The 26,541-nt window shown below is 70.6% G+C and carries 27 protein-coding genes; 15 read left to right on the top strand and 12 right to left on the bottom strand.

Annotated elements, in window-relative coordinates; genetic code table 11:
• Positions 1 to 193: 193 nt before the first annotated feature.
• Genes EDF47_RS19200 through EDF47_RS19190 form a run of 3 tightly spaced genes read left to right on the top strand, consistent with a single transcriptional unit; the run spans position 194 to position 2,006 of the window.
• Positions 194 to 712 carry a GNAT family N-acetyltransferase gene (locus tag EDF47_RS19200; protein WP_133938317.1) on the top strand — a complete coding sequence of 173 codons (519 nt, stop codon included), beginning with the start codon at positions 194 to 196 and terminating at the stop codon, positions 710 to 712.
• A complete protein-coding gene (locus EDF47_RS19195; protein WP_133938319.1) occupies positions 709 to 1,350 on the top strand; it encodes an HAD-IA family hydrolase in 642 nt (213 codons plus the stop codon). Before EDF47_RS19200 ends, EDF47_RS19195 begins: the two co-directional genes overlap by 4 nt.
• The gene (locus EDF47_RS19190; protein ID WP_243834110.1) at positions 1,347 to 2,006 is read left to right on the top strand and encodes a haloacid dehalogenase-like hydrolase; all 660 of its coding nucleotides are present in this window, start codon (positions 1,347 to 1,349) and stop codon (positions 2,004 to 2,006) included. Before EDF47_RS19195 ends, EDF47_RS19190 begins: the two co-directional genes overlap by 4 nt.
• 6 nt (positions 2,007 to 2,012) lie before the next feature.
• Here the strand turns inward: EDF47_RS19190 and EDF47_RS19185 are convergent, their stop codons facing one another.
• Positions 2,013 to 2,579 (bottom strand): TetR/AcrR family transcriptional regulator, encoded by a 567-nt coding sequence (locus tag EDF47_RS19185; RefSeq protein WP_133938321.1) that lies wholly within the window; start codon positions 2,577 to 2,579, stop codon positions 2,013 to 2,015.
• A gap of 91 nt (positions 2,580 to 2,670) precedes the next feature.
• Here EDF47_RS19185 and EDF47_RS19180 point away from each other — a divergent pair, with 91 nt between their 5' ends.
• Both EDF47_RS19180 and EDF47_RS19175 read left to right on the top strand, forming a co-directional pair.
• On the top strand, positions 2,671 to 3,666 hold the full coding sequence (locus tag EDF47_RS19180) for an amidohydrolase family protein (RefSeq protein WP_133938323.1): 996 nt from the start codon (positions 2,671 to 2,673) through the stop codon (positions 3,664 to 3,666).
• A 7-nt stretch (positions 3,667 to 3,673) separates the two neighbouring features.
• Positions 3,674 to 5,416 (top strand): AMP-binding protein, encoded by a 1,743-nt coding sequence (locus tag EDF47_RS19175; RefSeq protein ID WP_243834108.1) that lies wholly within the window; start codon positions 3,674 to 3,676, stop codon positions 5,414 to 5,416.
• 37 nt (positions 5,417 to 5,453) lie between these two features.
• On the opposite strand, the gene EDF47_RS19170 is transcribed toward EDF47_RS19175, so the two are convergent.
• Both EDF47_RS19170 and EDF47_RS19165 read right to left on the bottom strand, forming a co-directional pair.
• Positions 5,454 to 5,840 carry a hypothetical protein gene (locus EDF47_RS19170; protein WP_133938327.1) on the bottom strand — a complete coding sequence of 129 codons (387 nt, stop codon included), beginning with the start codon at positions 5,838 to 5,840 and terminating at the stop codon, positions 5,454 to 5,456.
• Between the two features lie 14 nt (positions 5,841 to 5,854).
• Entirely contained in the window at positions 5,855 to 6,115 is a 261-nt protein-coding gene (locus EDF47_RS19165) for a hypothetical protein (protein ID WP_123936758.1), read from the bottom strand.
• A gap of 396 nt (positions 6,116 to 6,511) precedes the next feature.
• Here EDF47_RS19165 and EDF47_RS19160 point away from each other — a divergent pair, with 396 nt between their 5' ends.
• Complete coding sequence (locus tag EDF47_RS19160; RefSeq protein WP_133938329.1) at positions 6,512 to 7,393, top strand: hypothetical protein; 882 nt, start codon at positions 6,512 to 6,514, stop codon at positions 7,391 to 7,393.
• A 33-nt stretch (positions 7,394 to 7,426) separates the two neighbouring features.
• Here EDF47_RS19160 and EDF47_RS19155 read toward each other — a convergent pair whose 3' ends face one another.
• Positions 7,427 to 8,635, bottom strand: coding sequence for an MFS transporter (locus EDF47_RS19155; protein ID WP_133938331.1), 1,209 nt, complete (start codon positions 8,633 to 8,635; stop codon positions 7,427 to 7,429).
• A 102-nt stretch (positions 8,636 to 8,737) separates the two neighbouring features.
• Between EDF47_RS19155 and EDF47_RS19150 the strand changes: the two genes are divergently transcribed.
• The 3 genes from EDF47_RS19150 to EDF47_RS19140 all read left to right on the top strand — a co-directional run bounded on the left by EDF47_RS19150 (position 8,738) and on the right by EDF47_RS19140 (position 11,019).
• The gene (locus tag EDF47_RS19150) at positions 8,738 to 9,595 is read left to right on the top strand and encodes an SDR family NAD(P)-dependent oxidoreductase (protein WP_208320984.1); all 858 of its coding nucleotides are present in this window, start codon (positions 8,738 to 8,740) and stop codon (positions 9,593 to 9,595) included.
• Between the two features lie 80 nt (positions 9,596 to 9,675).
• On the top strand, positions 9,676 to 10,452 hold the full coding sequence (locus EDF47_RS19145) for a hypothetical protein (RefSeq protein ID WP_243834107.1): 777 nt from the start codon (positions 9,676 to 9,678) through the stop codon (positions 10,450 to 10,452).
• Between the two features lie 24 nt (positions 10,453 to 10,476).
• Positions 10,477 to 11,019, top strand: a complete 543-nt coding sequence (locus EDF47_RS19140) for a cysteine hydrolase family protein (RefSeq protein WP_133938333.1) — start codon at positions 10,477 to 10,479, stop codon at positions 11,017 to 11,019.
• A 93-nt stretch (positions 11,020 to 11,112) separates the two neighbouring features.
• Here the strand turns inward: EDF47_RS19140 and arr are convergent, their stop codons facing one another.
• Positions 11,113 to 11,523: an NAD(+)--rifampin ADP-ribosyltransferase gene (gene arr / locus EDF47_RS19135; RefSeq protein WP_123936763.1), complete on the bottom strand. Its 411-nt coding sequence runs from the start codon at positions 11,521 to 11,523 to the stop codon at positions 11,113 to 11,115.
• Between the two features lie 98 nt (positions 11,524 to 11,621).
• Between arr and EDF47_RS19130 the strand changes: the two genes are divergently transcribed.
• From EDF47_RS19130 to EDF47_RS19120, 3 genes are all read left to right on the top strand, one after another.
• Entirely contained in the window at positions 11,622 to 12,554 is a 933-nt protein-coding gene (locus EDF47_RS19130; RefSeq protein WP_123338426.1) for an ABC transporter ATP-binding protein, read from the top strand.
• Positions 12,551 to 13,417, top strand: coding sequence for an ABC transporter permease (locus tag EDF47_RS19125; protein WP_133938335.1), 867 nt, complete (start codon positions 12,551 to 12,553; stop codon positions 13,415 to 13,417). The genes EDF47_RS19130 and EDF47_RS19125 overlap by 4 nt, the downstream gene beginning before the upstream one ends.
• 125 nt (positions 13,418 to 13,542) lie before the next feature.
• The gene (locus tag EDF47_RS19120; protein WP_133938337.1) at positions 13,543 to 14,022 is read left to right on the top strand and encodes a hypothetical protein; all 480 of its coding nucleotides are present in this window, start codon (positions 13,543 to 13,545) and stop codon (positions 14,020 to 14,022) included.
• Here the strand turns inward: EDF47_RS19120 and EDF47_RS19115 are convergent, their stop codons facing one another.
• On the bottom strand, positions 14,023 to 14,622 hold the full coding sequence (locus tag EDF47_RS19115) for a dihydrofolate reductase family protein (protein ID WP_131922710.1): 600 nt from the start codon (positions 14,620 to 14,622) through the stop codon (positions 14,023 to 14,025).
• Positions 14,623 to 14,728: 106 nt separating this feature from the next.
• Here EDF47_RS19115 and EDF47_RS19110 point away from each other — a divergent pair, with 106 nt between their 5' ends.
• From EDF47_RS19110 to EDF47_RS19100, 3 genes are all read left to right on the top strand, one after another.
• On the top strand, positions 14,729 to 16,627 hold the full coding sequence (locus EDF47_RS19110; protein WP_133938339.1) for a family 43 glycosylhydrolase: 1,899 nt from the start codon (positions 14,729 to 14,731) through the stop codon (positions 16,625 to 16,627).
• Positions 16,628 to 16,744: 117 nt separating this feature from the next.
• Entirely contained in the window at positions 16,745 to 18,184 is a 1,440-nt protein-coding gene (locus tag EDF47_RS19105; protein ID WP_133985726.1) for a GAF domain-containing serine/threonine-protein kinase, read from the top strand.
• 468 nt (positions 18,185 to 18,652) lie between these two features.
• On the top strand, positions 18,653 to 18,871 hold the full coding sequence (locus EDF47_RS19100; protein WP_123936791.1) for a PLDc N-terminal domain-containing protein: 219 nt from the start codon (positions 18,653 to 18,655) through the stop codon (positions 18,869 to 18,871).
• Between the two features lie 271 nt (positions 18,872 to 19,142).
• On the opposite strand, the gene EDF47_RS19095 is transcribed toward EDF47_RS19100, so the two are convergent.
• The 6 genes from EDF47_RS19095 to EDF47_RS19070 form a co-directional block, all read right to left on the bottom strand.
• Positions 19,143 to 19,625 carry a tetratricopeptide repeat protein gene (locus EDF47_RS19095; protein WP_123338400.1) on the bottom strand — a complete coding sequence of 161 codons (483 nt, stop codon included), beginning with the start codon at positions 19,623 to 19,625 and terminating at the stop codon, positions 19,143 to 19,145.
• Positions 19,622 to 21,583, bottom strand: a complete 1,962-nt coding sequence (locus EDF47_RS19090; protein ID WP_133938341.1) for a DUF6807 family protein — start codon at positions 21,581 to 21,583, stop codon at positions 19,622 to 19,624. The genes EDF47_RS19095 and EDF47_RS19090 overlap by 4 nt, the downstream gene beginning before the upstream one ends.
• On the bottom strand, positions 21,580 to 23,262 hold the full coding sequence (locus tag EDF47_RS19085) for a hypothetical protein (protein WP_133938343.1): 1,683 nt from the start codon (positions 23,260 to 23,262) through the stop codon (positions 21,580 to 21,582). Before EDF47_RS19085 ends, EDF47_RS19090 begins: the two co-directional genes overlap by 4 nt.
• The gene (locus EDF47_RS19080) at positions 23,262 to 24,173 is read right to left on the bottom strand and encodes a carbohydrate ABC transporter permease (protein ID WP_243698135.1); all 912 of its coding nucleotides are present in this window, start codon (positions 24,171 to 24,173) and stop codon (positions 23,262 to 23,264) included. Before EDF47_RS19080 ends, EDF47_RS19085 begins: the two co-directional genes overlap by 1 nt.
• Positions 24,170 to 25,144 carry a sugar ABC transporter permease gene (locus EDF47_RS19075; RefSeq protein WP_207895555.1) on the bottom strand — a complete coding sequence of 325 codons (975 nt, stop codon included), beginning with the start codon at positions 25,142 to 25,144 and terminating at the stop codon, positions 24,170 to 24,172. Before EDF47_RS19075 ends, EDF47_RS19080 begins: the two co-directional genes overlap by 4 nt.
• Before the next feature lie 80 nt (positions 25,145 to 25,224).
• Positions 25,225 to 26,505, bottom strand: a complete 1,281-nt coding sequence (locus EDF47_RS19070; RefSeq protein WP_166673275.1) for an extracellular solute-binding protein — start codon at positions 26,503 to 26,505, stop codon at positions 25,225 to 25,227.
• Positions 26,506 to 26,541: the final 36 nt, after the last annotated feature.

Here is a 26,541-nt window from a genome sequence, read left to right as displayed (position 1 = left end):
GGTGTCGCGCTCGGCGCGGCTGCTGTGTGCGCGCCGAACACACCCTGGTGCAGGGTGGAGAACCAGCAATGTGCGGCTGGTGAGCGCTCCGGGTGGTTCCCGGTCTGTGCAGGTGATTCGGCGCCCTGCCCCAAGTCGATTGGAATCCGTTCGGACGAGTTTCGCCGACGGCTGTCTGTCCTACGCTCGGTCCATGCAGGGGATAACGATCCGACCGACGACCGAGGCTGACTGGGAAGCCGTCCGAGCGCTCCGCCTGGAGATGATCCAGGACACCCCGATGGCCTACGCGGAGCACCTGGCGGACGCCGAGCATCTCGACGAGACCGAATGGCGTGCGCGGGGTCGCCGCGGTCAAGACGTCGGGGGGACCTCGCTCGTGGCGATCGACGCCGACGGCCGCTGGGTCGGTGCGATGGGGTCGTTCATACCCGACGCCGCGACCGGACCGTTACTGGTCGGGGTGTACGTCGCACCGTCGCACCGCGGCCGTGCGGCCGGCGTGACCGATGCGTTGCTCGACGCCATCGAGTCGTGGGCTTCCGGCCACGGCGCCACGCTCCGACTCCACGTGCACGAGCGCAACCTCCGGGCGCAGGCCTTCTACGCGCGACGTGGGTACGAGCTGACCGGGGCGACCGAGCCGTACGTCCTCGCGCCCGACGAGCGGGAGCTCGAGATGATCCGTCGACTCGACGGGATCTCCGCATGACCGGCGGTGGGGTGCGGTGGCTGCTGCTCGACGTCGGTGGCGTGCTCGAGATGGTCGACGACGCGGCATGGCCCGGGCAGTTCCGCACGCGGTGGGCGGCTGCGTTCGGCATGACGGACGAGGAGTTCTCCTCGCGGTTGTCGGACGCCGACCTGCCCGATGCCGCGCGACGGACCGGGGTCGACGACGAGTACTGGGGGAAGATCGGCGCCGCTCTCGGCGCCTCGGCCGAGGTGCTCGCGTCGATGCGAGCCGACTTCTGGGACGCGTACTGCGGCTCCTTGAACGAGCCGCTCTTCGACTTCGTCGCCGGTCTGCGCGGGACGGTCGGGCTCGCGATCCTGTCCAATTCCGGTGACGGCGCCCGTCAGGAAGAGGAGCGACGATTCGGGTTCGCGGCCGTGTTCGACCCGATCTGCTACAGCCACGAGATCGGGGTCACGAAGCCGGAGCCAGAGGCCTTCCGGATCACGCTCGATCGGCTCGCTGCCGCGCCCGCGGATGTCCTCTTCGTCGACGACGTACCGGAGAACATCGAGGCTGCGCGGGCGGTCGGGATCCGGGCGCACCTGCACGTCGAGACCGCAGACACGATCGCAGCAATCCGCGCGGCGATGCCGGAGGATCGGGAGCAGTGACGGAGCCGGTGCGCGGCATGGTCTTCTTCGACGTCGACGGGACGCTCGTGTCGACCGGTTCGAGCAGCAGTCATCTCGCGGAACGATTCGGGCACCAGGACGCGCTGGACGAGGCTGAGCGTCGGTACGCCGACGGCTCGCTCACGAATCGACAGGTGAGCGAGATCGATGCCGCGGGCTGGCGCGGCGCATCGACGACGACCGTGGACCGCTGGCTCGACGACCTACCGGTGCTCCCCGGTGTGGAGCTCGTGGTGGCGTGGTGCCGCACGCACCAGGTCGTCCCCGTGCTGGCGTCGCTCGCGTGGCAGCCGGTCACTCGGTCGCTCGCGCGGCGGTTCGGGTTCGTCGCGCACGGCGGACCGCGGGTCGGGGTCACGGGTGGCACCTACGACGGGGCGGTGGCGGAGCACTTCGACGAGTTCGACAAGCGAGACCGTGCGCTCCGGTACGCGCTGGCCCGTGGCGTGCCGATCGAGCGGTGCTGTGCGATCGGGGACAGTCGGTCGGACATCCCACTCTTCGAGGTGGTCCCCGCGGCGCTGGCTCTCAACGCGACCGGAGCGGCCAGGGCGGCAGCATCGACCGCGATCGACACGGCGGACCTGTCGGACGTCGTGCCGTGGCTCGAGACGTGGCTGAACAGTCTGGACTGACCCGGCTCAGCGAGTGGATGCCCCGGCCTCCGTCGTGAGCGACTCCACCCAGCCCTGCGCCGCGCGGAGCAGGTCGTCACGTGACGCGCCTTCGAACGCGCTGAGGCGCAGGAAGTGCTGCGTGATCGTGATGCCGAGGATGCCGCTCACGGTCATCAACGCCCGCAGCCGGGCGTCGTCGCCGTCGAGAGAGCGCGCCAGGTTCTCGACCCGCTCGTCGAGGTAGCCGCGCATGGTGTCCGCCGCCTCGGGAACCGTCAGCATCGACCGGACGAGCGCGGCCGTCTCGGCGGGGAGCGCGTCGAACCGGATGCCCAGGACGTCGAGCAGGTGGTCGGCCGCCGCACGCTCGCTCCCGCCGTCCGACGTGGCCGGCAGCTGCACGGCGGTCGCGAACAGTGCCGCCTTCGACCCGAAGTGCTGCATCACGAGCGACGGATCGATGCCCGCTGCTGCGGCGATGCTCCGGATCGTCGTGCCCTCGTACCCGTTCGCACCGAACTGCTGCCGAGCGGCTGCGCGGATGCGCTCGGCGGTCTGTGCGCGTTTCGCATCGCGTGAGGTCTCGGCCATGCGTCTGACTCTACGGCGTTGAGCGAGGTGTACGGTTCGCTCAACGCCGATGAGCGAACGCATCGGTGCACGACCTGACGGAGGAACCCCGATGACCCTGATCGCGATCGAAGAGCACTGGAACCACCCGGCCCTGACGGACGCCGTCAATGCCCTGCCCGAGGACCGCCGCGACCCGAGCACGGCGCTGGACGAACTCGGCGACAACGGCGCGCTGCTCCGTGACCTCGGTGACGCCCGGCTCGCAGCGATGGACGAGCAGGGGATCGACGTCCAGGTGCTGTCCCTTGCGCCGCCCGGAGCGCAGCCGCTCGATGCCGCGGACGCGATCCCGCTGAGCCGGCAGGCCAACGACATCGCGATCGCGGCGGTCGCGGACCACCCGGACCGGTTCCGCGCGTTCGCGACCCTGCCGATGGCCGACCCGGACGCTGCCGTCGCCGAACTGGAGCGCACTGCCGGCCTCGGTTGCGTGGGGGCGATGGTTTACGGGCGGACGGACGAGGTGCCGCTCGACGACCGCCGGTACGACGACCTCTTCGCCGTCGCGGCGTCGCTCGGGCAGCCGGTCTTCATCCACCCGCAGATCCCGTCGAAGCAGCTGCGCGAAGTGGCGTACGAGGGGTTCGACCCGATGGTCGAGCTCGGATTGGCGACCTTCGGGTGGGGGTGGCACCTCGAGGCGGCACGCGCGGCACTGCGCCTGATCGTCGGCGGCACCTTCGACCGGCACCCGGACCTGCAGATCGTGCTGGGCCACTGGGGCGAGCTGCTGCTCTTCTGGCTCGACCGCGCGGACAGCCTGTCGCGGATCGCCGGGCTCGAGCGGACGGTGTCCGACACCGTCCGCTCCAACGTCCACATCACCAGCTCGGGCATGCTCAGCCCCACGCTGCTCCGGCACGCGCTGGACGTCACGACGACCGATCGGCTGCTGTTCTCCACCGACCACCCGTTCCAGCGACCCTCCGCCGCCGAGATCGACACGTTCCTGCAGCAGTTCCCCTCGGACGCGGCCCGCGACGCGTTCACGTCGGGGAACGCACGTCGGCTGTTCAGGATCGGCGACCAGAAGGATGCGGCATGATCGGTCCGTGCCCAACCCGAACGTGACCGCCGCGTACCGCGCTGCCCGTGACCAGTTGCTCTCCGCAGAGTCCGCCGATGCCGCCCGCGCCGCCTTCCGGTGGCCGGACCTCGGCGACACCTTCAACTGGGCGGACGACTGGTTCGACGTCATCGCGGCCGGGAACGACCGCATCGCGCTCTGGATCGTCGACGCGGCCGGCTCGGAACAGCGGCTCAGCTACGCGGAGATGGCCGCCCGGTCCGACCGTTTGGCCGTTCGCCTGCACGAGCACGGCGTCCGGAAGGGCGACCACGTGCTCGTCATGCTCGGCAACCAGCTCGAGCTGTGGGAGACGATGCTCGCGGTGATCAAGCTCGGAGCGGTGATCCTGCCGACGTCGACGATGCTCGACACCGCCGACCTGCAGGACCGCGTCGACCGCGGAGCCGTCGCACACGTCGTCACGAACCGCAGCGAGACCGCGAAGTACGACGACGTCCGCGGGGAATTCTCGCGCGTGGTGATCGGCGGCACGGCGGACGGGTGGACGGACTACCCGTCGGATCTCGGCGAACCAGCGCCCGCGGGGGAGTCGCGACCGGTCGTGGTCACCAAGACCGCCGATCCCTGCCTCGTCTACTTCACGTCGGGCACGACCTCGAAGCCGAAGATGGTCGTGCACACCCAGACGTCGTACCCGGTCGGACACCTCAGCACGATGCACTGGCTCGGTCTGCGGCCCGGAGACGTGCACCTGGCGATCAGCTCACCGGGCTGGGGCAAGCACGCCTGGAGCTGCTTCTTCGCGCCGTGGATCGCCGAGGCGACCGTCTTCGTCCACGACACCCCGCGGTTCGATCCGGCCGCGCTCCTCGCCCAGCTGGAGTCCGCCGAGGTGAGCACGTTCTGCGCACCGCCCACCGCCTGGCGGATGATGCTCCAGTCCGATCTCGGTGCGCGCCCTCGGGCACTGCGCGAGGTCGTGTCGGCCGGAGAACCGCTGAACCCCGAGGTCATCGACCGCGTCGAACGCGCTTGGGGTCTGACCATCCGCGACGGCTACGGGCAGACCGAGACCACCGCGATCATCGGCAATGCCCCCGGCAGCGCTGTGACCCCGGGGGCGATGGGCCGCGCGTTGCCCGGTGTGATCGTGACGCTGCTCGACCCGGTCACCGGGCAGCCCGGCGACGAGGGCGAGGTCTGCCTCGACCTCGACGAGCGACCGGTCAACCTGATGGCCGAGTACCTCGGTGACCCCGACCGGACCGCGGCATCGATGCGTGACGGTTTCTTCCACACCGGCGACATCGCGGTGCGGGACGCCGACGGGGAGCTGACCTTCATCGGTCGGACCGACGACGTGTTCAAGTCGTCCGACTACAAGGTGTCACCGTTCGAGGTCGAGAGTGCCCTGCTGCAGCACCCCGCCGTGGCAGAGAGCGCCGTCGTACCCGCGCCGGACGACGCCCGGCTCAACGTCGTCAAGGCGTACGTGACGCTCGCCGCCGGGTTCGACGCGACGGCGGAAACCGCCGAACAGGTGCTCGCGTACGCGCGGACCGCACTCCCGGCGTACGCACGCGTGCGTCGGGTCGAGTTCGCGGAGCTGCCGAAGACCATCTCGGGCAAGATCCGGCGCGTGGAGCTGCGGGAGCGCGAGGAGCGTGCGGCCGCAAGTGGCACGCCGATCGACGGTGAGTGGCGCGACGAGCAGTTCCCCGAGCTGCGCGTTGGCCGTCCAGCCAGGCCGTCGATGGAGGCCTGACTGCCGGGTTGGCCCTGACGGCCGGAGTCGCACGGGATCAGCCTTGACGCTGACACTCCGGAAGGAGTGCGTCAAAGGCTCCCGCCTCGGCTTCGCGCTTGATCCGTCCGTGGTAATCGCCGGCAGGGATGGCGCCAGTGGTGATGCTCGAGGTGCGTCCGATGGCCTCAGCGTCCGCGCACACGGCGACGATCACGCCGCCTTCGCCATCCGGTTCGGCCCCTCCGATCAAGTCGCCTTCCCGGTGGAGGATCTGCTCGGTGAGGTCGTACCATGCGTACGACCGACCCGAGGGGACCTGCTTGGTGGCAAGCGCGACGCTCTTGCCGATGAGATCGGTGGTCGCGACGTCAGGAGCGGAAGTGCACCCTGCCAACCCGAGCAGTGTGGTCACGATCGCAACGGAAACGAGAGTGATGCGCATGCGTCCTCCTTTAGCTAGAAGCTCCTGATGTCGCAGGAGACGCGTGCGCTGCCAGGATTGAACGCGTACAGCCACTTCGACGTGCCCGACACGTAGTCCTTGCCAGCGCCGGTGATGTGCTTCTGGATCTTGTACTTGTAGCGAACGCCGACCGGGTACGCGACGAGTTGCTTGCCCTTGGGGACCTTCCGCTTGCTGCAGGTCACCGAGACGCTCTGGGTGGTCGAGGCGCTGATCTTCAACTGGCCAGCAGCCCAGCCGCGAGAGGCGCCCAAGTCGAGTCCGATCGTGCGGTTGGCCGTCCTTCCGCGAGTGAGTGAGCAGTCCATCGCGGCGGTTCGTGATCCACACGATGCGAGTTTCTGGGAGCCTACGTGGCTTCCAGTCGACGTCTTGCTGATGATCTTGTGGTAGCTGCCCCACGCTGCTCGAGCGTCCTGTGCGCCCGGTTTCTCCGCCGCGGTCGCCGGACCAGTGGCGCCCAGCCCTGACACTGTGAGCGCGACGCCGATCACTACCCCGAGGGCAGACTTCGTTTTCAGCCGAACAGACATTGATCTCCTGAAGTTTCAACTATCAAATACTGCGTACGAGTTTGGCGTGCTTCACCCTTGTCCCGCAACTCGAGTCGTCAGTCGACCCACGATCGCGTGGGTGTCTAGGCTCTGCACGTGGAACTGATCACCGACGTCTCCCGCGGCACCTGGCTACTCGCCCGGGCGGGTGTATTCGCCACCGTGGGCGGGACAGTCGGAACCGGCTTCGACGCCTACGCGCGCATCCTCCACCCGGTGTCGGCGGACCGCGAGGACCGTTCGATAGTGGACGAATGGGACGACCACCCCGTCCTCGAGTCCGCCCGGTGGCGGTGGTCCGACGTCGCGTCGCGAACGGGCGGCATCGCGCACCCACTCGTCCAGTGGCGGAGCCTGACCGGCCGGACCGACGAGTCCGACCTGGTGTTCGAGGACGGATGGCGCGTCCACCCGCCCGAGGAAGGCTGGTTCGAGCCGAGCCTGCTCGCTGCGCTCACCGAGCACCTCGCGGCGTCGACCTCGACACCGGACGACCTGGTCGCGGCGGTCTGGGACGGGTGGGGTGAACTGAGCGGCGGTTCGGCGCTCGCCGTCGGTTGGCAGGGTCCGGACGAGCCGACTGCGGAGGAAATCGAGTCGATGCAGCGGTACGTCGTCGAGCAGCAAGCAGTGCACGACGGAGAACAGGCGGCGATCCGCGCCGCACTCGCCGTCGAGCTCTTCCCGTGGCCGCACCGCGAGTGCTTCCTCCTCTCGATGACCCTGCCGCAGCTCGCCGACCCGACGTGGCTGGACCGCGCTCGGATCGGGACGGTCGTCGACCTCGCCCACACCCCGCAGATGCTCTGGCCGGAAGACCACTCCTGGGTGCTCGCGTCGGAGATCGACTGGGACTCGACGATCGTCGCCGGGTCACGTGCCCTGGTCGACGCGGTCCTGGCCGACGACCGGTTCGAGGCGTTCGCGGTCGACGAGGACAGCGACCTGACGTGGGGCGGGGACCTCGTCAACGGTTGAACCGTGGCGGCCGTCTCGTCCGTCGGCCGTCCGCTAGAGCCGCGCGGGGAACGCCGATCGCCGGCCGACCAGCGTGAGCAGCGCCGCGATCGCCCCGAACACGATCATCACCACGGCCAGGACCAGTCCGTCGAACACGGTCAACAGCGCGGCTCCGAAGATCCCGGCGACGAAGATCGCGATGTTGAACGCGACGGGCAGGAAGGCGCTGGCGACGTCGGCGTTCTCCCCACCTGCCGTGGTGAGCGCCGCCTGCAGCTGCGTCGAGGCACCTCCGAAGCTGACACCCCACAGGACGGCGGCGACCAGGACGGCGACCGGCGACGCGTGACCCACGAGCAGGACGACGCCGGTGACGACGAACAGTCCGACGCTCAGGTGCAGCAGGGGCCGGGGATGCCGGTCGAGGAGCGCGCCCGTGATCACGACGCCGAGGATCGCCGCGATGCCGTAGACGAGGAGGACGAGCCCGGCGCTGAGGTCGGTGCCGGTCACCCGCAGGTACGGGGAGATGTAGGTGTAGATCGTGTTGTGCGCGACCATCCACGTGGCGATGACGGCGAGGATGATCGCGATCCCACGGATGTGGAACACCTTGACCACGGAGAGCTTCGCAGTGCCGGTCTGGCCGGGGGCGTCCGGCACGAACACGGCGATCAACCCGAGGATGACGACCCCGACGAGGCTGAGGCCGATGAACGACCAGCGCCAGTCCAGCGCGGTGCCGATGAACGACCCGAGCGGTGTGCCGAGCGCGAAGCCGACGGGGGCGCCCGTGGAGACGATGGCGAGGGAGACGCCTGCGAACCGCGCGGGGCTGATGCGCCGCGCGTAGGTGGCGAACATGCCCCAGATGATCCCGGACGCCGCGCCGGCGACGAACCGCGTGACGAGCGCGATCGTCACGTTCGGGGCGAACGCGGTGAGGGTGTTCGCGATGATCAACACGGCGATGGCCGTCATGAGCAACGGCTTGCGGCGCAGGCCCCGCGTGAGTGCGATCGCCGGCACCGTGGCGATGACGGTGCCGATCGCGTAGGCGCTGACGAACAGTCCGACCGTGCCCTCGGACGTCCCCATGCCGTCCGCGATGACCGGCAGGAGGCCCGCGGGCATGGTCTCCATGGCGACGAGCACGAACCCGATCGCCGCGAGCAGTGCGAGCGGGAACCACGGCAGCCGGTCGTCGGCAACCGGAGTGGTCGACGGAGCCGACGGGGTCGTGGTCACGAGGGGGTCCATGTCCCTGACGGTAGGGCGGCTCGAGCGTCGGGAGGGAGGTTCTGCTCGACCCCGTTTCGGCAGAGCCTCACTCGTTGCGCGGAAGTGGTCTTCGCTGGGGGCATGACCATGACCGAACCCCAGACCTTCTTCATCACCGGGACCAGCCGCGGCATGGGCACCGAGTTCGCGCGCGCCGCCCTGGACGCCGGACACCACGTCGTCGCGACCGGGCGGGACCCGGAACGTGTCGTCGCAGCGGTCGGCCAGCACGACGAGATGCTCGCCGTCGCGCTGGACGTCACGGACGAGCGCACCGTCCGGAGCGCGGTCGAGGCAGCGATCGAGCGGTTCGGCCGCATCGACGTCCTGGTGAACAACGCCGGGAGCTTCCAGGGCGGGTTCTTCGAAGAGGTCTCCGCGGAGCAGTTCCGAGCGCAGATGGAGACGAACTTCTTCGGAGCGATGAACGTCACCCGCGCGGTGCTCCCCGTCATGCGGGCACAGGGCTCCGGTCGGGTCATCAGCATCAGCTCGACCGCCGGCATCGTCGCCGGTGCCGGTGGGAGCGCGTACGCCGCGTCGAAGTTCGCGCTCGAGGGGTGGATGGAAGCGCTGCACGACGAGGTCCTGCCGTTCGGCATCCACACCACGGTCGTCGAGCCCGGCTTCTTCCGGACCGACCTGCTCGCGGAGGGCAGCTCCACGTTCTGGGGCGACGTCCACCTCGACGACTACCGGTCCTCGTCGGACCAGACCAAGGAGTTCTTCCGCGGCATGGAGGGCAAGCAGAGCGGCGATCCGGCGAAGCTCGCCCGGACGCTCCTCGCCCTGACCGAGATGTCCGCACCACCGGTGCGCCTCGTCGCCGGTGCGGACAGCGTCGAGGGGGTCGTGCGGAAGGCGCAGCAGCTCATCGAGCAGGCGCGGGCGTTCCCGGAACTGACCACGTCGCTCGACCTGGACGACCAGTCGAGCTGAGGCGGCCGACCGGGTAGCACCCGGGACACAGCGCGCCGATCCGGCTCCGGCGTGCAGCCCGCGGCAGCGAGACTGGGCCGGTGCGCTCTCGTCTCGTCATCGGACTCCTCGTCGCCCTCGCCTGCACCGTGCCGCTCACGGCATGCTCGGCCGCGGAGGGCCTGGCCCGGAACGCACTGGGGTCGTCTGGCGGATGGAGCGGCACCGAGACGGCGGTTTGCCCGAGCGCGGAGGCGCCGGCGCCGGACGCAGCGAATGCGACACCGGACCCGACCCCGGTGCCGACGCTCGACCCCACCGTTGCGAGCCAGGTGCGCACCGCGCTCCGACAGGTCCGTGCGCTCCCGGCCGTCGCCGAGGCGACGCAGACGACCACGAACACCCCCAGTTCCGCCCCGGACCCGACCTGCTCGACCCGGTGGGTCACGTCGAACCACTTCGCATCGCGGTTCACGGTCACGATGGACCCCGACGCGACCCCGGCTCAGGCCGGAGCCGTCCCGACGACGATGGCCACCGAACTGGCGTGGACCGGCGTCTCCCTGACGCTGACCGTGCCGGCGGACGAGGGGCACATCGCCAGCACCGTCCACTACGACGGCACGTTCGACCAGCAGATCCCGCTCTCGACGTCCACTGCGGTGGCGCAGGGTCTGGCGACCCTCGCCGCGACCCCGCACGTGACCGGGCTCGAGGCCTCGATCCCGTACACGATGCGCGTCGACTACGGCTCGCTCGTCATCGGCGTGGACTCGGACGATCAGGGCGTCCTCGACCGCGTCCGCGCCGTGATCGACACGACCGCCTTCGCGGACACGACCCTGCACGGTTCGTTCGGCAACGGCGCGAAACCATGACCCGCCGCCCGCCATACTGAACCGATGACCCGCGCGCTGCTCCTCGTCGACATCCAGCTGGACTACTTCCCGGGCGGGGCCTTCCCCCTCGTCGAACCCGAGGCCGCTGGCACCGCGGCCCGCACCGTGCTCGACTCCTTCCGCGCCGCCGGCGACCTGGTGGTGCACGTCTTCCACGTGTCCACCGACCCTGACGCCACGTTCTTCGTGCCGGGCACGCCGGGCCTCGACTTCCACCCGTCGGTCGCGCCCGTCGATGGCGAGCCGGTCCTCGAGAAGCACGAGCCGAACAGCTTCATCGGCACCGGACTCCAGGAACTGCTGACCGACGCCGGAGTCGACGAGGTCACGATCGTCGGGATGATGAGCAGTATGTGCATCGACTCGACGACCCGGGCCGCGCACGAGCTCGGCTTCACCGCGACCGTCGTCGCCGACGCGTGCGCCGCGCCGGACCTGACCTCTGGGGGCGTCACCGTCCCGGGCGCGAGCGTCCACGCCGCCTTCATGGCGGCGCTCGACGGCAGCTTCGCGACCGTCACGACGAGCGACGCGCTGAGCCGCTGACGTCCGCAGGGCGCGTTCGGGGCCCTGAGATGGGGCAGAGCGGACGGGAGGCCCGTGGCGGCCCCGCCCCGTGCCTCCCGTCCGCCAACCGGCTCAGTTGATGATCTCGCCGCGCTCGTCCGCGCGCAGTGCGGCCAGGCGCTCGTGCCAGAGGCGCAGCGCGTCGGGCGTGAGTCGGGGCCAGTCGGTGACCTCGCGGACGATCCGCACCGGTTCGGTGCTGCGGTAGGACCGGGTCGGGTTGCCGGGGAACTTCTTGTCGGTGACGTTGGGGTCGTCCTCGTACGGACCGGTCGGCGCGACCTCGTAGACCCGCGGTTCGGCGTCACCGGCGGCGAGCTCGGCCGCGAGCCCGGCGCCGTCGGAGACCGCCGTGAAGTAGACGTGGTTCATGACCACCTCGGGGCGGTAGTTCGACCGGAAGCCCGCGGTGAGCAGGTCGCCCGGCACGAGGTCCGCCTTGGTGCCGTGGAAGAACGGTCCGTCGTCGTGTGCCTGCTTCACGGCGACAGGCTACGACGAGCGGGCCCGCCCCCGCGCACCTGACATATCCCCCTTCCGACGGACGCGCCGCCGGACACCGCTGCAATAGCGTGGCCGCCGTGATCGAAGTCAGCCACCTCACCAAACAGTACGGTCCGAAGACCGCCGTGGACGACGTCTCGTTCGTCGTCCGACCCGGCAGTGTGACCGGCTTCCTGGGGCCGAACGGCGCCGGGAAGTCCACCACGATGCGCATGATCATGGGCCTCGACCGGCCCACCGCGGGGAGCGCGACGGTGAACGGCCAGCCGTACACGACGTTCCGCGACCCGCTCCGGCAGGTCGGTGCCCTGCTCGAGGCGAAGGCGGTCCACTCGGGCCGCAGCGCCTACAACCACCTGCTCTCGCTCGCGGCGACCCACGGCATCCCGAAGGCGCGCGTGCACGAGGTCATCGACATGACCGGCCTCGAGTCGGTCGCGAAGAAGCGCGTCGGCGGGTTCTCGCTCGGCATGGGGCAGCGCCTGGGAATCGCTGCCGCACTGCTCGGCGACCCGAAGACCCTGATCCTCGACGAGCCCGTCAACGGTCTCGACCCCGACGGCGTGCTGTGGGTCAGGCAGCTCGCCCGACGCATGGCCGCCGACGGTCGCACCGTGTTCCTGTCCAGCCACCTGATGAGCGAGATGGCGCAGACCGCCGACCGCGTGGTCGTGCTCGGCCGCGGCAAGGTCCTGGCCGACGCCCCGATCGCTGAGTTCGTCGCCGGTGGGGGAGTCGCACCGGGCGCCGCTGGCGGTGGCAGCCGGGTCATCGTCCGGACGCCGTCGCCCGAGCAGCTGTTCCAGGCCATCGGCCCGAACGCGACCGTCACCCCGCGCGAGGACGGCACCTTCCTGGTCGTCGGTCCCGACGCACCGACGGTCGGCAACATCGCCGCCCAGGCCGGCGTCGCACTGCACGAACTCACCCCGACCGGCGCGAGCCTGGAGGAGGCCTACATGGCCCTCACCCGCGACGACGTCGAGTACCGATCGGAGGGCACCCGATGAGCGCCACCAACCCGTCCGTCACCCGGACACACTCGGCTTCCGTGCCGGACTCGGTCCGCCTGTCGTTCCCGCACCTGGTCCGCAGCGAGTGGATCAAGCTCCGCAGCATCCGGTCGACGATCTGGTGCTTCGCGATCCTGGCCGTGTTGACGATCGGCATGGCCGGGCTGCTCGGCGCGTTCGTCGACCTGCCCGCGAACTCCCCGCAGGACGTCGCGAACGGCAGCTTCGTGAGCATCAACACCACGGGCGTCTCGCTCAGTGCGCTCGTCGTCGGTGTGCTCGGCGTGCTCATCATCACCGGCGAGTACGGCACCGGTCAGGTCCGCTCGACCTTCACCGCCGACCCCCGGCGCACGGGTGTGATCCTCGCGAAGGCGACCGTCCTCGCGCTGACGACCTTCGTCGTGAGCGTGGTGTCGACGTGGATCGGCGTGGTGCTGTCGGCGCTGCTCCTGGCCTCCGACGGCACGAGCCCGCAGATCGGCGACCCGTCGGTGTTCATGCCGATCCTCGGCTCGTCGGTGTACGTGACGCTCCTCGCGCTGCTCGCCTACGGCATCGGGCTGTTCGTCCGGTCCAGCGCCGGTGGCATCGCGATCACGCTCGGCATCCTGCTCGTGTTGCCGGTGATCCTGTCGCTCGTGTCCGGGCTGCTGAACGCCGAGTGGATCGGCGACGTGTTCAAGTTCCTGCCCGACCAGGCCGGCAGCCAGCTGTTCGCGTACCCGTACACCGGTGCGGACGCGGGACCGACGAGCGGCGTGGTCCTGAACGGCTGGGGCGGCTTCGGTGTCCTGGCGGCCGAGGTGGTGGTCGTGGGTGCACTCGCGCTGACGGTCGCACGTCGACGCGACGTCTGACCCGACCGACTGCGCACGCGTCCTGCGACGTCCCACCTGTCGATCGACAGGTGGGACGTCGCACGTTGCGCACGCATCGACTGCTCATGCGACGAGTGACCCCGCGGCGTCGCTAGGCTCACGGCGTGCGACACCTTCCCGCCCTGGTCCTGCCGGCGCTCGCCGTCATGGCCCTGCTCGCCGGCTGCACGTCGGCGCCGCCCGTCGACGAGCAGGCCCTCGCCAAGTGGAAGACGCAGCAGGAGGCGAGGACCGAGACCGAGGACGCGGTCCTCGGCGTGCTGAGCGCCGACACGACCCCCGGCGACGAGGACCCCGCCCATCTCGAGCCCGGCGTCCGCGTGCAGTTCCCGGACTCCCGGACGATCGACCACCTCGAGTTCTCCTGCTACGGCAACGGGCACATGCGTGGCATCGTGCGGACGGTGCTGCCGGGCGGATCGCAGAGCATCGAACTCGATCCGATGGACTGCCGCGACAGCCCGCACCAGATCGAAGTGTCATCGAGCAAGGACGTCGACAGCGTCGCGTTCAACGACTTCGACAGCGACCGGCCGAGCGCCTGGCGACTCGTCATCTTCGGTCCAGGGCCCTCGGGGGAGTGACTACCGCAGCACCTGGTAGCGGTGCAGCGTGACCCCGTTGTGGTACTCCCGCTGCTCGAGCAGGTCCAGCAGCACCGGCGGTCGCACGCCCGTCGCCGGCGGGTCGAACAGCGGCCGACCGGCGCCGAGCACCGCGGGGTGCGTGTAGAGCAACAGCTCGTCGAGCAGCCCCGCGTCGAGCAACTGCGTCGCGAGGTTCGGGCCGCCGACCCCGATGTCACCCTCGGACTCCTCGCGCAGGACGGCGAGCTGCGCGATCGCGTCGTCGCCCCCGATGATCCGGGTGTTGTGGTCGGCGCTGGTCCGGGTGCGCGAGACCAGGACCTTCGGCTGGTCGGTCCAGACCTCGCCGTACTCGCGCATGAACGCCGGCATCGACTCGTCGGTGCGGGCGTCCGGCCAGAACGGGTCCATCATGTCGCGGACGACCCGACCCTCGACGGACAGGGTCATCGCGGCGGCGCGGGCGTTGAACTCGCGGTGCAGCGGCTCGTCGATCCGCATCCACTCGGGCCCCTCGACGTCGCCGAGTTCTCCCTCGTCGCGCTCGACGAAGCCGTCGATCGACACGTTCATCCAGTACACGAACCTCGCGGGCATCGCTGACTCCTTCGTCGCGCGGAACCGGACGGAACCGTCCCGGTCCGCTGCCCGCGAGCGTACGCTCGCGCACGCAGCCCTTCCTCGACGATGAGAGCAGGACCCCGTGCGCCGAACAGTCGCAACCATCCTCGCCGTCGCGACGCTCACGGCGGTCGCGGCCACGGGCCTCCCGGTCGGCCCCGCCGCAGCGTCCACGCCCGTGGCGGACCGGACCACCGGACACAGCGGCTCGGGACACGGCGCGGCGGCGCCGACCCACCGGAACCCGGTCGCGCTCAGCCTGCCCGACGGCGAGACGGCGGCGAGCTGCGCCGACCCGACCGCGATCCACGGTGTCGGGCGCGACCGCAACTGGTACCTGTACTGCACGACCGACGCGTTGACGGCGACGGAGCAGAACGCCGACGGGTCGCTCGTGCAGCACGGTGTGCCGACCTACCGGTCGACGGACCTGACGCACTGGACGTACGTGAACGACGCGTTCCCGACGCGACCGGCGTGGGTGGGGTCCGCCAACGGGATCTGGGCACCGGACGTCGTGTACCGGGCCGGCGACCGTGGTCGCGCGGGCACCTGGTACCTGTACTACGCCGCCTCGGACACGCCCTCGGCATCGGCACCGACCGGCGGGGGATCCGCGGTCGGCGTCGCGACGAGCTCGAGTCCGACCGGTCCGTGGAAGGACTCCGGCGGCCCTGTCGTGGCACCGCAGACCGCCGCGAACGGCACCGGGGCGCGCTGGGCGTTCGACCCCGAGGTCATCACCGACAAGGGCACCACGTACCTGTACTTCGGCAGCTACTTCGGCGGCGTCAACGTCCGCACGCTCAGCGCCGACGGACTCCGCTCCGACCCCGCGAGCGAGCGGCAGATCGCGATCGACAACCGGTACGAGGGCGCCTACCTGATGCGCCACGACGGCTGGTGGTACTTCACGGGCTCCGCCACGAACTGCTGCAACGGCGCCCTGACCGGGTACGGCGTCTTCGTTGCCCGGTCGCGCAGCCCCCTCGGGCCCTTCACCGACCGGGACGGTGTCGCGATCACGAGCACCCGGGTCGGCGGGACACCCCTCCTCGCGCAGAACGGCAACCGCTGGGTCGGCACCGGGCACAACACGGTGGTCACCGATCTCGCCGGCCAGGACTGGATCATCTACCACGCGGTCGACCGCGGCGACCCGTACTACGCAGGGCAGCCGACGTACACGAAGCGGCCGGCGCTCATCGACCCGCTCGACTGGCGGCACGGCTGGCCCGTCGTCCGGGGCGGAGCGGGGCCGTCCGACACGGTGCAGCCGGGGCCGGTCGCACAGCCGGGGCAGCGCGCGACCTACCGGGCGACCACCGCACCGGTCGACGTTCCCGGACGGACCCTCCGCGCGCTGTCGACGTCGTTCGACGGGACCACGCTCCCCACGGCGCTCCGCTGGACCCGCGAACCCGACCGCTCGACCTGGACCGTCGGCGGCGGCGCGTTCCGCTGGCAGACACAGGACGCCGACATCCACCCACCGGCGACGCCACTCGCCTCGGTCCTGTCCGAACCGGCGCCGCGGGGCGACTACGTGCTGCAGACCACCGTCGCGGTGGACACCCCCGCCACCGGCGACGGGGTGAACTACGTGCAGGGCGGACTGATCGTGTGGGGCGACGACGGCGACTACGTGCGGCTGACGTCGAACTCGATCTTCAACACCCGGCAGACGGAGTTCGGCAAGCAGGTGTCCGGGCAACCGGCTGGGGCGCCGAGCTACGGCAATACGGTCGTCGGACCGGTCGGGGACACCACCACGCTCCGGATCGTGCACCGGGTCGTCGGCGGGGAGCACCGGTACACCGCCTGGACGAGCGTCGATGGGCGGCACTTCGTCCGGGGCGGGACGTGGACGGCGGACCTCGGGAGCGCGCCGAGGATCGGACTCATCTCGCTCGGCGGTGCCGGGTTCACGAGCACGTTCGAGGACCTGCGGGTGAGCACGGTGGCGACGCACCGGCGGTGACGGTCTGACGTGCCGCGCACGCCGGCGCCGTCCATCCGGAGAACGCCGCGGGCCCCCACGATCCCCGTCGGGATGGGAGGATGCACCGACGCCTGCCCGCACCGAGAACGAGGTTCGATGAGTCCGACCGAGGACACCCAGTCCGCGGCCCCACTGCTCGACGGGCGCTACCGACTCGAACACGCCATCGGCCAGGGCGGCATGTCCGTCGTGTACCGCGGCATCGACGAGAGCCTGCACCGCCCCGTCGCCGTCAAGGTGTTCCACGCCGGCACGGTCGACATCGCCCGGCAAGAGGCCGAACTCGGCGTGCTCGCCTCGCTCGAGCACCACAACCTCGTCAGCCTGCTCGACACCGGCGTCGTCACCGGCCACGACGGCACCCACCAGCGGTACCTCGTGATGGCGCTGGTCGTCGGCCAGGACCTCGAGGAACGTCTGGCGGTCGGCCCGCTCGCCTCTCGCCACATCGCCGAGATCGGCTACGACATGGCCGAGGCGCTGCACTACATCCACAGCCACGGCGTCGTGCACCGCGACATCAAGCCGTCGAACATCCTGCTCGTCGACTACGGCCACGACTCCGACCGCGCCCGCGCGCGGCTCACCGACTTCGGCATCGCGCTCGCCGCGGGCGTCGAACGCATGACCGCCGACGGCGTCACCACCGGCACCGCCGCCTACCTGAGCCCCGAGCAGGCCCGCGGCGGCGACGTCGGGAGCCCGAGCGACGTCTACTCGCTCGGCCTCGTGCTGCTGCAGTGCTTCACCCGCCGCCGCGAGTTCCCCGGTTCGCTCGTCGAGTCCGCGGTCGCGCGGCTGTCCCGCGACCCAGTGGTGCCCGAGCCACTGCCCGAGCACTGGAAGCAGCTGCTCCGCGCGATGACCGCGCAGGACCCGGCCGCACGCCCCGCCGGCGCCGAGCTGGTCACGATGCTGCGCGACGTCGTCATCACCGAGACCGCCGGCACCGACCACGTCGTGGACACCACGGCCGCAGCTCCGACCGCTGCTGCTGCTGCCGGTGCGCCGCGAGCCGACGCCGACACGGCCCGCCCGGCGACGCTCGACACCCTGCCCGACGAGGCCCTGCACCGCACCACCGCCATGGCGGCCCGCCTGTTCGACGCGCCCATCGCCCTGGTCGAGGTGCTCGACGAGGACCGCGCCTGGTCGCAGTCGTACATCGCCGAGGGCGTCGACGAAGCAGCGCGCAACATCAACTTCGGCAACGGCTTCGCGCCCGTCGCGGTCCCCGTCGTCATCCCGGACGGGTCGATCCACCCCGACATGCAGCACAGCCCGCTCGTCACCGGCGCGCTCGGCATCCGGTTCTACGTGAGCGTGCCGCTCGTGCGGCACGACGGTGTTCCGATCGGCACCCTCGCGGTGCTCGACACGAAGCCGCGGCAGGCGACCGAGGCCGACCTCGCCAACCTGCACGACCTGGCCGCCCTCGCGGTCACGCAGCTCGAGATCCGGCAGGAGTCGCTCCGCACGACGAGCGACTCCCTGCCGGTCGCGCAGGCGGTCCCGCAGGAGGGCGCGCGGCCCTAGACGGTCGCCGCTGACGGACGGGAGGCCCGGTGCGGGCCCGCCCCGCGCCTCCCGTCCGCCCGCGGTCGCGCTTCGTGCGTCGGTCCCGCCCGCGGGCGGCTGCTTGCCCGGTCGCGCGCCTCCCGCCGGCCTGCTCGCTCGCCCGGTCGGCGCGCGCTGGATGCCGAGCGGGCGAAATACCGGGGTTGCGCGCCCCGCGACCCGGGCATTTCACCCGCTCGCGGGCGCATGCCGCAACTTGCATGCATCCGGTGGAATACGAGTGCCCGCTCGCGCGAACGGGCGAAATGCCGGGGTGAGGAGCCGGCCAGCCGGGGTATTTCGCCCGTTCGCGGGTTCGGGGGCATTGCGGGTGCGGGAACGGTGGCGCGGTGGCACCTGGACGGGAGGTGGCGTGGGCGGCGGCGTCGGCCGTACTGTCGGTTCGTTGCGCGGCAGCGGCCGCCACGGAGGGATCGCACTGTGTTCATGGACCTGTCCGAGTCGCACGTGTTCGTGCTCCTGCTGATGCTGGCCCTCGAGGTCCTCGCGCTCGTCCAGGTCTGGCGTGACCGTCGGCGCACGCTCGTGGTCAAGGTCCTCTGGACGCTCGTGATCCTCGCACTGCCGGTCATCGGCGTGCTGGGCTGGGCCGTCAACTGGCTGCTCGGCAAGGCTGCAGAAGCGCTGCAGCGACGGAACGCCTGACCGCCGATCCCGGCTGATCGGGCACTGCCCCTATCGGTTCAGGCGGCGCAGGCGCATGCTGTGCGAGGTAACGGAACCCGAATCCGCAAGTGGTCGAAGCACGATCGGCCCGTGGGGAGGGAGCGCCTCTCTGGGCCTCAGTCGAGCGTCGACGCTTCCTTCCTGTCCTGCCCCGCAGCTCGTCCCGCCGCGATTCGGGTGTCGCGACCGGACGGGAGGGACGTCCGCGTCCCCGCGAGCCGGGCCCTCACCGTCGCCCGGCTCGTGCAGTTCACTCAGTGAGGGCAGCAGCGTAGGCGCGGACCGAGCGGTGGTAGCGGGGGAGCGTCGGTTCGACGGCCTCGATCGCGACACGGAGCGCCTCGTCGTGACGGCCCGCACTGTGCAGGGCGAGCGCGAGGAACACCTTCGGCGCAGCACCGGTGGACGGGTGTTCCGGGGCGTCGCGGAGCATAGCGATGGCCTCGTCGACGCGGTCGAGGTTCCGCAGGGTCGAGGCGTGCTGCACGACCATCTGCGCTGCACGGGCGGGATCGACGTCGGCGAGTCCCGCGGCGGTGGCGGCTGCGTAGTGGACGTCGGCCTCGGCCTCGTGGCCGCCGGAGTCGTTCGCGCCGCCGAGCTCGAACGCGCCGAGGGCCGGGTGCGGCGCAGCGTCGGCGAGTTCGCGCATGCGGTCGATGCGCTGCTGGTCGTCGATCGTGTCGTCGGCCCAGAGTGCGGCGACGCGGGCTTCCCAGTCTGCGGTGCTCATCGGTCCAGCGTATTGCCGCCCGGCGTCGCACCGTCGGCGAACGTCGCTCCGTCGTTGACCGTCGCACCGTCGGCGATCGTCGCGCGGAAGGACCGGACGAGCGGGACGCCGGGGTGCACGAGCGCCGGCGCACGCCAGGCGACGGCCGAACCGATCGCCGGGTACTCGGCGGCCCGGACGAACCAGGGATCGCGGTGGTCGAGCGCTTCGAGCCGGATCGTCGCAGGCCCTCCCTCGAACACCGCGGACCACTCCACCCAGGGCGCGACCGAGCCGTGCACCGCCGCTTCGCCCTGCGCGTCAGCGGTCCGGACGACCACGTCGGTGCAGTCGGCGAAGCGCCAGAAGAACCCGCCGTACCCGGCACCGACCCGGCCGTTGCAGCCCGGACCGCCGAGGTGCACGACGGCATCGCCGGGGGCGCGGAACGACGACGACCAGGTCAGTTCCCACCCGGAGTCGACGGCGCGCCAGGCGAGGGTGCGGTCCTCGTGCAGGACGACCGTGTGGTCGGGCCCGCGCCAGACGAGTTCCTGGACCGTGCCGCCACCGTGCGGAGCGGGGTGCTGCTCGGCGCGCACGACGTCGACGCGGCCGTGGTCGTCGCGCCACACGTAGCCCGGACCGTGCACGTAGGTGCGGCCGCCCCAGCAGTTCACGCCGTCGACGTCCGGGATCGCGACCCCGACGCCGCAGTGCCAGTCGTGGTCCGCCGGGTGGTCGGCGCTCAGGAGGGTGCCGCCGAGGGTCCGCACCGGGTGCAGGTACGGACGCGGCGACGAGGTCGCGATGGTCCCTGAGCCGTCGAGTTCCGTGGCCACCGGTGCCCCGTCGACGCGCAGGACCTGCAGCACCTCGTCGCGGGCGGTGTGGGCCCAGGGTGCGCCGACCTCCGAGAACAACGCGCGTGCGTCGGCGGCGCGGTCGACGATCGCCTCGACGTCGGCGACGAGCGGACGACGGGCAGTCCCCTCGCCCTCCCACGTCACCCAGGGGTGGTCGATGCGGACGGGCTCGGCGGCACGAACGGCCTCGAGCACCTCGACGAACGCACCCGTGAAGACCAGGGGGACGAGCAGATCGTCGCCGCGGGACCGGTGGGCGAGCAGGTTCTCGAGCAGGTCCGTCCGGCCGACGGTCCGGGTGGTGTCGCCGACGGTGACCTCGTCGGCCGTGTAGTGCAGAACTGCGCTCGCGGCGGTGCCGCGGACTCGAACGGTCGGCAGGACCTCGGACGGAGCGCAGAGGGTCAGGGCGGCGGTGGCTTCGAGCCCGGCGCTGGTCGTGACCCGGACGGCCGAGGTGTCGTCGCCCTCGATGTCGTTCGCCCGGAACAGCTCGACCTCGACGCGCCTGACGTCGGACGCCCGACGGCAGCCGACGAGCGCCAGGGCCGTCGCGACCGCGTGGGCGAGCGGGTTCGTCACGACGCCGTCGAGGACGTCGACGCCCTGGACCCGACGCCGTCCGGCCCAGGCGGAGCGGTCCCAGTACGCCTGGTTCCGCGTCCACGTGCCGACGGCCGCGGCGGAGCGGACCGGACCGACGAGCGACCCGTCACGGAACGCCGGCAGCGCCTCGGACCCGAGGCTCTGGAACCCGACCTGCACGACGCGGCCGGTGCGCTGCTCGGCGTCGACCAGGGTGTCGAGCGCGTCGCGGGTGGTCACCGGGGGCTTCTCGAGCAGGACGTCGGCACCGGCCTCGAGGGCAGCGAGCGCCAGCGGCAGGTGCGCGGCGATCGGGGCAGCGATGACGACGACGTCGACCGGGCCGTGGTCGCGCGCTGCCACGACGTCGGCCACGACGACCGCCCCGTCGTCGGTGCTGGTGCCCAGCGTGGGGTCGACGACGGCGGTCAGCGTGCAGACCCCCGCGGCGACGAGCCGGTCGATGTTCGCCCGGTGGTGCAGGCCGTAACCACGCGCACCGACGAGCACCACGCCGGGGAGGGTCATCGAGCGGTGCCGATCACGATGCGCGTCGTGCCGGGGGAGCGCCCGGTGACGTGGACGTGCTCGCCGTCCGGTCGGTCGGTGCCGCCGAGGAACGCGTAGTCCTGTCCGGGCGCGTAGAACGCTGGCTGGGTCGGGCCGCTGCCGTTGCCGGCCCCGAAGGACACGGCGTCGTCGCCGACACGGTAGGTGCCGGTCCCGTCGGCGAGGACGGTCTCCCCGGTCGCGGCGTCGGTGCTCACACCCGTGAACGTACCCCCGCCGCGGAACGTCAGCTGGAGCGACCACGGCACGTCGGCGCCCTCGGTCGTCACGTCGATCGAGACGGCGTCCGGCGAGACGGTGACGTCGACCGTCGTGGTGAGGGAGACGGTGTCCGCCGCTCGCGAGCCGAAGGACATCGACGCCGAGAACCGGCCCTCGTCACCGAGCGCGTACGCGCCGTCGGTGCGTCGAGCCGCGGCGGGCAGGGGCTGGTGGTAGCCGGCGGACACGGTCTCGACGAGTCGGTACCGCCCGTCGCCGAGGGACTCCAGCGAGGTCGGACGGAACGGTCCGAGCCCGAAGAACTCCCGCGACAGCCGGACGTCGGACAGCACGACCGAGCCGGCGAACACCCGCAGGAACGTGGGGCTGTTCGCCAGGCCTGATCGGACGTGGCCCTGGGACGGCACGTCCGACCCGGCGAACAGCACGACGCTGCGGTCCTGTTCGCGGACGTGCACGAGCCGGGCGTCGGCGAAGGAGTGCACGGCCGGTTCGAGCGGCGCACCGACGGGCAACGGGCGGGCGAGCAGCGGATCCGTCATCGCGCGGGCCGCGACCGCACCAGGCTGCCACATGTCCGCGACGGCGGCCCGGGCAGCGACGGCGGCGAGGTCGGCGCGGTCGTCGAGCACGGCCAGGTGCCAGAGCAGGGGAGCGAACGCGCCGATGCCGAACGCCTGCGACTGGTCCTGACGGCGGGACTGGACGGTCTCGACGGTGTCGTCGGGCAGCAGCAGCGCGAGCGTGGCGTCGAGGGACCGGCGGACGGGGTCGAGCAGTTCCGGCCGGTCGAGCACCGAGGCGAGGACGAGGAACGACGGGCACGAGACGGCCGCCGCGTAGTTCGGGCTGCGCTCCGACCACAGCCCGTCGGCGTCGATGTCCGCGCCCTCGGCGAGCCACTCCTCGATCCGCGCGACCAGCGCTGGTGCCGGGTGCAGTCGGTGGACCCGGGCGAGGGCGGCCGAGACCTCCCACCGGTGGTTCGGCGTGTGCACGCCACCGGTGAGCAGCGCCGGCGTCGCACGGTGCACGATCCGGTCGAGGTCGTCGGCGAGCACCGCGGCCGCCGGGACCGACGCCCGGTACGGCGCGAGCAGCTCGAGGGCGTCGCAGACGTCGTTCACCGTGAACGCCGAGTCCGGCGGCGACAGCACGTTGTCGCCGCCGACGAACGTGCCGCCGGGGGACTGCCGGGCCGCGAGGTGCCGGACCCAGCCGTGCGCGGTGGCGAGGTCGTCGTCGGGAAGGCAAACCGGGCCTCCCGTCCGCTCGTTCCGGACCCACGCCCCGACCAGGGTGAGGGCACGCGCCATCAGTTCCCGGTGCTGCAGCGCAGCCGGATCGTCGTCGGCGAGCCGGAGGCGCGCGACGGCGGCGTCCGCGGCCGGGCCGACCGCGTCGAGGAACCCCATCAGTCCTTGAGTCCCGCGTTGAGGTCCGCGCCGTTCACGTACTTCTGGAACACCAGGTAGATGAGCACGAGCGGGATGATCGAGATCACCGAGGCACCGAGCAGGACGGTCCAGTTGACGTTCTCGGCACCGACGATGCTCTGCAGTGCGATCTGGATCGTGAACTGGTGAGGGTCGTTGAGCACCAGGAGCGGCCAGATGTAGTCGTTCCACCGCCACTGGAACGAGAAGATCGCGAGCGTCAGCATGATCGGCCGGGAGATCGGCAGCATGATCCGCCAGAAGATCCCGAACTCGCTCGCACCGTCGATGCGCGCGGCCTCGACCAGGTCGTCGGGCACGGTGATGAAGAACTGCCGGAACATGAAGATGCCGGTGGCGGTGATGACCGACGGCACGATGATGCCGGCCAACGAGTCGTACATGCCGAGGTCGCGGATGACGATGAACGTCGGCGCGAGGATGACCTCGGTCGGCAGCATCGTCGTCGCCAGGATGCAGACGAAGAAGACCTTGAGCCACTTGTTGTCGTACTTCGCCAGGGCGTACCCGGTGGCGGCGCTCGCCAGCACGGTGAGCACGGTCGTGACCAGCGCGACGATGACGGTGTTGCCGAAGTAGCGGGCGAAGTCGTAGCTCGCCCACGCCTCGGTGAAGCCGCTGACCGACCAGTTCTTCGGCAGCAGGGTCAGCGGGTACGAGAACAGCTCGCCGCCGGGCTTGAAGGCGCTCAGCACGAACCAGAGCACCGGGAAGCCGAAGGCGATGATGAAGACCCAGAGCAGGGCGGTGGCGGCGATGGCCTTCGGACGGGGCGGGCCGTCGAGGCGCTTGGTCGTGCCCTTGCCCTTGCTCTTGGTCGTGTTGTCGGTTGCGGGTGCGCCGGGGGTGCTGGGCAGGGTGGCGGTCATCGACGGGCCTCCGTCCGACGGTTCACGGCCAGCTGGATGAGCGCGATGGCCATGAGGATGAGCATGAGGACCATCGACGCCGCGCTCGCGTAGCCGATGTGGGCGTTCTGGAACCCGTTCGTGTAGATGTACTGCACGAGCAGGTTGTTGTCGGTGCCGGGTCCGCCGCCGTTGAGCGCCTGGATGGTGGCGAACTCCTTGAACGCCCCGAGCGACGACAGCAGGATCACGATGAACGACGTCGGCGCGATGCTCGGCAGCGTGATGTACCGGAACTGGTGCCAGGCGCCGGCCCCGTCGAGGGACGCCGCCTCGTAGTACGACTGCGGCACGTTCCGGATCGCGGCGACGAACAGCAGCATGTTGAAGGCGGCGCCGGCCCACGCGGTGGCGAACACCACCACGAGCAGCGACAGGTCGGCGTTCGACTGCCACGGCACGGCCTTGCCGCCGAGGGACTCGATGACGAAGTTCGCCAGGCCGAAGTTCTCGCCGAACATCCACCGCCAGATCACACCGGTGACGATCGGGGAGATGAGCCACGGCACGAAGAACACGATGCGGGCGACGCTGCGGCCCTTCGCCGCCGGGCTCGTCAGCATCAGCGCCATCGACAGTGCGAGGACGAAGCCGAGCGGGACGGCGACGATCGCGTAGAGGAAGGTGCGCCCGAGGGCTGCGTAGAAGGTGTCGTCGGCGAACAGCTCGAAGTAGTTCGCCAACCCGATGAACTTCGGGTCGACGACGCCGTTGTAGTCGGTGAACGAGTAGCCGAGGCCGATGACGGCCGGCCACACGAAGAACACCACGAACAGGACGGCGTTGACGCTCACGAACAGGATCGGGGCGAGGACGGGCTTGCTGACGCCGGAGCGGCGGCGCTTCGTCGTCTTCGCGGCTCCGGGCCGACGGGGCGGCACCGGGGTGGGGACGGCGGTCTGCACGTCACCGGCTGCGGTGGGGATGCTCACGATGATCCTCTTCGTTCGACGTGGTGCTGCTGTGGAAGGAGAGACAACGGGGTCGGACGCGTGCGCCCGACCCCGTTCCGTCAGCCGACGTGCTCCTCGTAGTACTTCGTGATCGTCTCGAGGGTCTTCTTGGCCGACTGCTGCCCGTTGATGAGCTTGCCGACCTCGGCGGTGGTGGGATCGGTGCCGAGTTCCTTGCCCTCGACCGCCCACTTCGCGCTCTCCTTGGCGTAGGAGCTCGAGATCGGGTCGGCTGCGTCGATCTCCTTCTGGTACAGCGCGAAGGAGTCCTTGGCCGCCTGGGACTCGAACGGGTACTGGATGTCCAGCCCGGTCTCGACCGGCAGGAAGCCGTTCGTCGTCACGAGCTTCGCGTAGTTCGTCGGGTCGTACATGTAGTCGATGAACTTCTTGGCCGCGGCACCTCGGGCGTCCGAGTTCTCGAAGCCGACGATGTTGCCGCCGTAGTTGATCTCGGTGGCGTGGGTCGGGTCGGCCGGGGTGGCGGCGCTCGCCCAGTCGAAGTCGGTGATGTTCGACGCGAAGTCCGACGACTGCCAGACACCCGAGAAGTACGCGACGACCTGACCGCTCTTGAACAGGGCGTTCGGGTCCTGACCGCTCGTCCACACCGACTTCGGCATGACCGAGTCGTCGTTCATGTCGGCGAAGTCCTGCAGTGCGTCGACGGTCTTCGCGTCGGTCGGGAAGGAGCCGTCCTTCTCCTGCTGCATGAAGTCGGTGCCCTTGGTGAACATGTAGGCACGCAGACGCGACGGCGACGAGTCGAACACCATGTCGTACTTCGCGCCGGTCTTCGCCTTCACCTTGTCGGCGGCCGTGAGGAACTCGTCCCAGGTCCACGCCTTCGCGGGATCGGTCGGGTAGTCGACGCCGGCCTTCTCGAACAGCGACTTGTTCACGAACAGGCCGGCAGCGGTGACGTCGGACGGGATCGAGGTGACCTTGCCGTCGTCGTCCTTCGCGATGATGTCCTGGTCGATCTTGTTCGCGTCGTCGTCGACGATCGAGGCCAGGTCGACGGTCTTGCCGGTCCAGATGGGGTCGATGCCGGCGGCGCGCACGACGTCGGGCAGCGAGTTCGCCTGGGCAGACTCGCGGAGCTTGGTCTGCAGTCCGTCGTACGGCAGGTTCACGATCTTGACCGTGACGCCGGTCTTCTCCTCGTACGCGGTGGCGAGGTCCTGGTAGCCCTTCTCCTGCGCGGTGGAGGTGGAGAGCCAGAAGGTCAGCTGATCGACCTTGCCGCCGTCGCCGGAGCTGCCGGAGGCACAGCCGCTCAACAGGGCCAGTGCGGCGATGCCGCCGGCGAGCGCGAGCATTCTCTTGGATGACTTCATCGTCACTGCTTTCGTTCGGGACCACTGGCGTCTGCC

This window comes from Curtobacterium sp. PhB190 (genome assembly GCF_004365385.1).
GTDB lineage: Bacteria > Actinomycetota > Actinomycetes > Actinomycetales > Microbacteriaceae > Curtobacterium.
Note: the sequence above shows the minus strand (reverse complement) of the source record. Positions and strands in the feature narration are given on the sequence as shown.